The sequence below is a fragment of the Micrococcus luteus genome, assembly GCF_022664405.1.
GTDB lineage: Bacteria > Actinomycetota > Actinomycetes > Actinomycetales > Micrococcaceae > Micrococcus > Micrococcus luteus.
The window spans coordinates 55,592-63,118 of record NZ_JAKRLB010000017.1; the positions used below are offsets into that span (position 1 = coordinate 55,592).

The following is a 7,527-nucleotide window of genomic DNA, read 5'->3' on the forward strand; positions in this document are numbered from 1 at the left end:
GCCCGTTCGCCGTGGGCGGTCGCCCCGAGCCCCGGGGCGCCCGCGCGCCTAGGATGGACCGGAGAACCCGGCGGCCCCGCGCCGTCGACCCCGAGAACCCATGAGGAGCGCCCCCGTGCCCGTCAGCCTTGGAATGCCGTCCGCCCCGCCGCCCGTGCTGGCCCCGCGCCGCACCACCCGGCAGATCCAGGTGGGCTCGGTGGGCGTCGGCTCGCAGCACCCCGTCTCGGTGCAGTCGATGACCACCACCAAGACGCACGACATCGGCGCGACCCTGCAGCAGATCGCCGAGCTCACGGCCGCCGGCTGCGACATCGTCCGCGTGGCCTGCCCCACGGACAAGGACGCCGAGGCCCTCAAGGTCATCGCCCAGCAGTCCACCATCCCCGTGATCGCGGACATCCACTTCCAGCCGAAGTACGTGTTCGCGGCGATCGAGGCCGGCTGCGGCGCCGTGCGCGTGAACCCGGGCAACATCAAGAAGTTCGACGACAAGGTCAAGGAGATCGCGCAGGCCGCCTCGGACCACGGCACCTCCCTCCGCATCGGCGTCAACGCCGGCTCCCTGGACCCGCGCCTGCTGCAGAAGTACGGCAAGGCCACCCCGGAGGCCCTCGTCGAGTCCGCCGTCTGGGAGGCCTCCCTCTTCGAGGAGCACGGCTTCAAGGACTTCAAGATCTCCGTCAAGCACAACGACCCGGTGATCATGGCCCGCGCCTACGAGCTGCTCGCCGAGCAGGGTGACTGGCCGCTGCACCTCGGCGTCACCGAGGCCGGTCCGGCCTTCCAGGGCACCATCAAGTCCGCCACCGCCTTCGGCTACCTGCTCGGCCAGGGCATCGGCGACACCATCCGCGTCTCCCTCTCCGCGCCGCCGGTCGAGGAGGTCAAGGTGGGCCTGCAGATCCTGCAGTCCCTGAACCTGCGCGAGCGCAAGCTCGAGATCGTCTCCTGCCCCTCGTGCGGCCGAGCCCAGGTGGACGTGTACACGCTGGCCGAGCAGGTCACCGAGGGCCTCCAGGACCTCGAGGTCCCGCTGCGGGTGGCCGTCATGGGCTGCGTCGTCAACGGGCCGGGCGAGGCCCGCGAGGCCGACCTCGGCGTCGCCTCCGGCAACGGCAAGGGCCAGATCTTCGTCAAGGGCGAGGTCATCCGCACCGTGCCCGAGGACCAGATCGTGGAGACCCTCATCGAGGAGGCCAACCGGATCGCCGGTGAGATGGACCTGGGGGAGGACGGCGGTGACCAGGCTGCCGCCGGTGCCCCGGTGGTCTCCGTCCACTGACCGGGAGGTCCGGGCCGCCACGGGTGACCGCGTCCGCCTGCTGACCGACGCGGACACCGCCGCGCTCGCGGCCCTGTCCGCCCGTGCCCCCGTGTCCAACGTGTTCGTGGACTCCCTGCTCGAGGCGGGCCGCCTGGCCGGCCCGCGCGGGGGAGCGGCGGGCACCCTGTTCCTCGGGATCGACGACGACGCCCCGGGCGCCGGCGCGCTGCGCGCGGCCGTCTGGATCGGCTCGAACGTGGTGCCGGTCGCCGCGTCCGAGGCCCCGGACGCGGGCTGGGCGCCGGGCGACGCGGAGGCGCTCGGCGCGGCGGCCGCCGCGCTGCGCCGCCGGTACGGGTCGGTCTACGGCCCGGCCGGTCCCGTGCTGGCCGCCGGCGAGGCCCTCGCCGCCGCGGGCCACCGGTCCCGGTCCGTGCGCCCCAACCAGCCGCTGCTCGTGCTGGGCACGGCCGGGGGGATCGACCCGAACCCGTACGTGGTGCAGGCGCAGCCACGCGACTTCGCGCGCGTCCTGCCGGCCAGCGCGGCGATGTTCGAGGAGGAGCTCGGCTTCTCCCCGTTCACCGGCGGTGCGGCCCAGTACCGGGACCGCGTCGAGCGGCTGATCCACGCCGGGCGCGTCTTCATCGACCCGGGCCCGCGCGACGCGGGCGGCCCGCTGCGCTTCAAGGCGGACATCGGGCTGCTCTCCTCCCGGTGCGCCCAGATCCAGGGCGTGTGGATGGCCCCCGCCGCGCGCGGCCGAGGGCTGGCGGTGTCAGCGATGGCCGCCGTCGTGGACTACGTGCGCCTCCAGGCTCCCGTGGTCAGCCTCTACGTCAACGCGTACAACACCCCCGCGCTGCGCACGTACGAGCGCGTGGGGTTCGAGCGGCGCGGCACGTTCGCGACCGTCCTGTACTGACCCGGCGGACCCTGCGCGGGCGATAGGATCGGCGGTCAGGACGTCGGGCACCCCGTGTCGGCGTCGTCCCGTCCCGCGCGCCGCCCCCGACCGCGCGAGCCCGTCCGAGGAGGCCCCGCCATGCCCCTGCGCATGTCCACCCTGTTCCTGCGCACCCTGCGCGACGACCCGGCGGAGGCCGAGGTGGCGAGCCACAGGCTCCTCGTCCGTGCCGGCTACATCCGTCGCGCGGCCCCGGGCATCTACTCGTGGCTGCCGCTGGGCCTGAAGGTGCTGGCCAAGGTGGAGCGGATCGTGCGCGAGGAGATGGACGCGATCGGCGCCCAGGAGGTGCACTTCCCGGCGCTGCTGCCGCGGGAGCCCTACGAGGCCACGGGGCGCTGGGAGGAGTACGGCGACGGGCTGTTCCGCCTGCAGGACCGCAGGGGCAACGACTACCTCCTGGCCCCCACGCACGAGGAGATGTTCACGCTCCTGGTGAAGGACCTGTACTCCTCGTACAAGGACCTGCCCGCGTACCTGTACCAGATCCAGACCAAGTACCGGGACGAGGCCCGCCCGCGCGCCGGCCTGCTGCGCGGGCGCGAGTTCATCATGAAGGACTCCTACTCCTTCACGGTGGACGACGCCGGCCTGGACGCCGCGTACGAGGCCCACCGGGCCGCCTACCTGCGGATCTTCGACCGCCTCGGCCTCGAGGTCGTGCCGGTGCGGGCCACCTCCGGTGCGATGGGCGGCTCCCGCTCCGAGGAGTTCCTGCACCCCACCGAGGTGGGCGAGGACACCTTCGTCGAGTCCGACGGCGGCTACCGCGCCAACGTCGAGGCCGTCACCACGGTGGCCCCCGCCCCGCTGGACGAGGCGGCCATGGCGGCCCTGCCCGCCGCCGAGGTCAAGGACACCCCGGTCTCCACCACCATCGCCGCGCTCGTGGACGTCGCCAACCAGCTGGCCCCGCGCGACGGCGAGCCGTGGACCGCCGCGGACACGCTCAAGTGCGTCGTGGTCACCGCGGTGGTGGACGGCGGCGAGCGCCGCCCGTTCGTCGTGGGCGTGCCCGGCGACCGTGAGGTGGACCTCAAGCGTCTCGAGGCCTCCGTGGGCCCGGCGCTCGGCGTGGTCGGCGAGCCCACGCTCGAGGCCGCGACCGCCGCGGACCTGGCCGCGCATCCGGCCCTGGTCAAGGGCTACATCGGCCCCGCGGCGGCCGACGCGGTCGAGGGCACGCCGGTCCTCGGCGCGGAGGGCTCCGTCTCGGGCCTGCCCTTCTTCGTGGACCCGCGCATCGCCCCCGGCACCGCGTGGATCACCGGCGCGAACGCGGATCAGCGCCACGTGTTCGGCCTCGTGGCCGGCCGCGACTTCACGTGGGACGGCGTGCTCGAGGCCACCGCGGTGCGCGAGGGCGACGAGGCCCCCGACGGCTCCGGTCCGCTGCACACCCGCCGCGGCATGGAGATGGGCCACATCTTCCAGCTCGGCCGCAAGTACGCCGAGGCCCTCGACCTGAAGGTCCTCGACGTCCACGGCAAGCAGGTCGTGGTGACCATGGGCTCCTACGGCATCGGCATCACGCGCGCCGTCGCCGCGATCGCCGAGCGCTACCACGACGACAAGGGCCTGGCGTGGCCGCGCGCCGTGGCCCCGGCGGACGTGCACGTCGTCGTCGCCACGAAGGGCGAGGACGGCCTCGCCGCCGCCGAGACGCTCGCCGCGGGCCTCGAGGCCGAGGGCCTGACCGTGCTCGTGGACGACCGTCCGAAGGTCAGCCCGGGCGTGAAGTTCAAGGACGCCGAGCTCATCGGCGTGCCCACCACCGTGGTGATCGGCCGCGGCCTGGCCGACGGCGAGCTCGAGCTCAAGGACCGTGCCACCGGTGAGGCCCGCCCCGTGCCCGTGGACGGGGCCGTCGCGGCCGTGCTCGCGGAGGTGCGCGACGGGCGCTGAGTGGTTCGGCGCCGTCGAGCTGACCGCCGGACTGCTCGTCCTCGTGCTCGCCGCGGGCTTCGCGGCGGGCTGGATCGACGCCGTCGTGGGCGGGGGCGGCCTGCTGCAGCTGCCGGCCCTGCTGCTCGTGCCCGGGCTGAGCCCGATCCAGGCCCTGGCCACCAACAAGCTCGGCTCGGTGTTCGGCACGGCGACGTCGGCGCTCACCTACCGTCGGCGCCTGCGGCAGGACCTGTCCACCGCACTGCCGATGGCCGCCGTCGCCTTCGCGGCGGCCCTGGGCGGGGCCGTGGTCGCCGCGCATCTGCCGGCCGGCGTGATCCGGCCCGTGATCCTGGTGGCGTTGATCGCCGTCGCCGTGTTCACGGCCGTGCGCCCGGGCCTCGGACAGGTCGCCGGCGTGGGGCCGCGGCGGCGCACCGCGCTGGCCCGGGCCGTGGCGCTCGGCGCGGCGGTGGGCTTCTACGACGGCGTCCTCGGCCCCGGCACGGGCACGTTCCTCATCCTGGGGCTGGTCCTGCTGCTCAAGTTCGACTTCCTGCACGCCTCGGCACAGGCGAAGGTGGTCAACCTCGCGACCAACCTCGGCGCGCTCGCGTACTTCGTGCCCTCGGGGCACGCGGTGCTGGGCCTGGGGCTGCTGCTCGGCGCGGCCAACCTCGTGGGCGGCTACGTGGGGGCCCGCATGGCGATCGCCCGCGGCACCGGCTTCATCCGCGTGGTGTACCTCATGGTGGTGGCCGCGCTCATCGTCAAGGTCGGCGCGGACACCCTCGCCCCGCTGCTGCGCTGACCCCGCCCCGTCCGCCCCGGTCGGGAGCACTCGGCCCCGCCGTGGGCCGCCGGTAGGCTCGGCCCCGGATCCCGACCCCGGCCCCCGCCCGCGTGGCGCGGCGGCCCCGACCCGACGAGTGAGGCACCCCATGGACAGCACCGACCGCCGCGACGACCTCGCCGAGCTGCGCATCCGCGTCGAGGAGGCCCTGGCGGCCGACGACGTGGTGGTGGAGCAGGTGCGCGCCACGGGCACCGCCGAGCACCGCACCGTCGAGGTGGTCCTCGACCGCGCCTCGGGCACCCGGGGTCTGAGCCTGGACGACGTCGCCCGCCTCTCCGGCCGGGTCTCCGCCGCCCTCGACGCCCTGGGCGACCACGTGCCCGGCGTCGGCGCGGGGGAGTACCTGCTCGAGGTCACCACCGCGGGCGTGGACCGCCCGCTCACCGAGCCCCGCCACTTCGCCCGCAACGTCGGCCGTCTCGTCGAGGTCTCGGTCGACGGCGCCGCGCCCGTGACCGCCCGTCTGAAGGACGTGACGGCCGACGACGTCGAGCTGGCCGTGGTGCGCCCGCCCGCCAAGAAGGGCATGAAGGCCAAGGAGCTGCCCGCCGAGCGGGTCGCCCTCGACCGCCTCGGTCCGGCGATCGTGCAGGTAGAGTGGAGCCCCGCTCAGCAGGCCGGCGACGCCGACGCCGCCGCGGGCGAGGACACGGCCGAGCACACGGAGGCATGAGTTGGACATCGACATGAGCGCGCTGCGCATGCTGGAGGCGGAGCGGGAGATCCCGATGGACCGCCTCCTCCCCACCATCGAGCAGGCCCTGCTCATGGCGTACCACCGCACCCCGGGGGCCCTGAAGCGCGCCCGCGTGGAGATCGACCGCGCGACCGGCCACGTCACCGTGTGGGCCACGGAGCTGGACGAGGACGACACGCCCATCGGCGAGTTCGACGACACCCCGAACGGCTTCGGCCGGGTGGCCGCCTCCACGGCGCGCCAGGTGATGATCCAGCGCATGCGCGAGGAGGACGACGACAAGGTCCTCGGCGAGTTCAAGGACAAGGAGGGCGAGCTCGTCTCCGGCGTCATCCAGCAGGGCCTGAACCGCCACATGGTCCAGGTGAACCTCGGCACCCTCGAGGCCGTCCTCCCGCCGCCCGAGCAGGTGCCCGGCGAGGACTATGCCCACGGCCGCCGGATCCGCGCCTACGTGGTCTCCGCGACGCGCGGCGCCAAGGGCCCGTCCGTCACGGTGTCCCGCTCGCACCCCGGCCTCGTGCGCAAGCTCTTCGAGCTCGAGGTCCCGGAGATCGCGGACGGCTCGGTCGAGATCACGGCGCTGGCCCGCGAGGCCGGCCACCGCACCAAGATGGCCGTGCGCGCCACCCGCCCCGGGGTGAACGCCAAGGGCGCCTCCATCGGGGAGATGGGCAGCCGCGTGCGCGCCGTCATGACGGAGCTCAACGACGAGAAGATCGACATCGTCGACCACGTGGACGACCCCGCCGCGATGATCGCCAACGCCCTCTCGCCCGCCACGACCGTCTCGGTGGAGATCCTCGACGCGGACCAGCACTCGGCCCGCGCCGTGGTGCCGCAGTACCAGCTGTCCCTGGCCATCGGCAAGGAGGGCCAGAACGCCCGCCTCGCGGCCAAGCTCACGGGCTGGCGGATCGACATCGTCGGCGACGGGGTCACCACCTCGGCCCCGGGCCGCTGACCGTCCCCGGGAACAGATCCGGGCCCGGACGCGCTAGGATGGATGAGGTCCTTTCCCGATCCGACGCCCGTGAGGGGTGAACGCATGACGTCTCGGACGGTCGTGCGCACCTGCATCGGATGCCGATCGAGGGCGGACCAGCAAGAGCTGGTGCGCGTCGCTCTGGACTCCTCGACGGAACCCCCATCCGTCGTCTGGGACCCGGAACGACGCCGTCCAGGCCGGGGTGCGTGGCTGCACCCCGGTGAGGACTGCCTCCACCTCGCCCTGCGCCGCCGCGCGTTCGGGCGGGCCTTCCGGTCCGCCGTCGACGCCGACGCGCTGGGCCGCACTGCGGAGGCACCGGCTGACAGACCGACAGATGAAGGCGGGTCAGAGATCTGATGCGTACCCGATGAGCACTGAAGCATGAGTGCCCAGCGATGAACTTCACCCCCTGCTATCAGGCAGGCCGTGGTGCGCGTGCCCTGGTGGCGCGCGCGACGGCCTGGAGCAACGTCAACGGTCCCAGGACGCGCTGAGACGGACAGCCCGAGCGGCTCCGTTCCGGCCCGTGGGGCCAGAACAGGAGAACCGTGGCCAAGGTCCGCGTCCATGAGCTCGCCAAGGAGCTCGGCATCACCTCGAAGGAGGCCTTGAGCACGCTCAAGGACCTCGGCGAGTTCGTCAGCTCGGCTTCGTCCACCATCGAGCCCCCGGTGGTCAAGAAGCTGCGCAACGCCTACCCGGGTGCCGGCAAGTCCGCCGCCAAGCCGGGTTCCACCCCCGCCGCCCCGGCCGCGGGCCGTCCCGCCGCACCGAAGCCGGCGGCCGCCCCGTCGCCGCGCGCCGCGGCGCCCACGTCGGACGTCGGCGCCCCGGTGCCCGGTCCCGCCACGGGCCGCACCCC

The 7,527-nt window shown here is 74.0% G+C and carries 8 protein-coding genes; all 8 read left to right on the plus strand.

The window, feature by feature from the left end:
- Positions 1–100: 100 nt before the first annotated feature.
- Complete coding sequence (gene ispG / locus MF605_RS08800) at positions 101–1,285, plus strand: flavodoxin-dependent (E)-4-hydroxy-3-methylbut-2-enyl-diphosphate synthase (protein WP_061866731.1); 1,185 nt, start codon at positions 101–103, stop codon at positions 1,283–1,285.
- Complete coding sequence (locus tag MF605_RS08805; RefSeq protein ID WP_041104228.1) at positions 1,260–2,192, plus strand: GNAT family N-acetyltransferase; 933 nt, start codon at positions 1,260–1,262, stop codon at positions 2,190–2,192. Before ispG ends, MF605_RS08805 begins: the two co-directional genes overlap by 26 nt.
- 120 nt (positions 2,193–2,312) lie before the next feature.
- The gene (locus MF605_RS08810; protein WP_041104230.1) at positions 2,313–4,139 is read left to right on the plus strand and encodes a proline--tRNA ligase; all 1,827 of its coding nucleotides are present in this window, start codon (positions 2,313–2,315) and stop codon (positions 4,137–4,139) included.
- A gap of 43 nt (positions 4,140–4,182) precedes the next feature.
- On the plus strand, positions 4,183–4,932 hold the full coding sequence (locus MF605_RS08815; protein WP_186319884.1) for a sulfite exporter TauE/SafE family protein: 750 nt from the start codon (positions 4,183–4,185) through the stop codon (positions 4,930–4,932).
- A gap of 130 nt (positions 4,933–5,062) precedes the next feature.
- Positions 5,063–5,650, plus strand: coding sequence for a ribosome maturation factor RimP (locus MF605_RS08820; RefSeq protein ID WP_041104232.1), 588 nt, complete (start codon positions 5,063–5,065; stop codon positions 5,648–5,650).
- Position 5,651: 1 nt separating this feature from the next.
- Complete coding sequence (nusA, locus tag MF605_RS08825; protein ID WP_041104234.1) at positions 5,652–6,638, plus strand: transcription termination factor NusA; 987 nt, start codon at positions 5,652–5,654, stop codon at positions 6,636–6,638.
- 84 nt (positions 6,639–6,722) lie between these two features.
- A complete protein-coding gene (locus MF605_RS08830; RefSeq protein WP_228070540.1) occupies positions 6,723–7,022 on the plus strand; it encodes a YlxR family protein in 300 nt (99 codons plus the stop codon).
- Between the two features lie 191 nt (positions 7,023–7,213).
- On the plus strand, positions 7,214–7,527 hold a 314-nt coding region (locus MF605_RS08835), incomplete at its 3' end, for a translation initiation factor IF-2 N-terminal domain-containing protein (protein ID WP_242821268.1).

What these genes read in the sequence shown, in the direction of transcription:
- ispG (WP_061866731.1), top strand. Translation starts at nt 101, where the DNA reads ATGAGGAGCGCCCCCGTGCCCGTCAGCCTTGGAATGCCGTCCGCCCCG.
- MF605_RS08810 (WP_041104230.1), top strand. Translation starts at nt 2,313, where the DNA reads ATGCCCCTGCGCATGTCCACCCTGTTCCTGCGCACCCTGCGCGACGAC.
- MF605_RS08820 (WP_041104232.1), top strand. Translation starts at nt 5,063, where the DNA reads ATGGACAGCACCGACCGCCGCGACGACCTCGCCGAGCTGCGCATCCGC.
- MF605_RS08830 (WP_228070540.1), top strand. Translation starts at nt 6,723, where the DNA reads ATGACGTCTCGGACGGTCGTGCGCACCTGCATCGGATGCCGATCGAGG.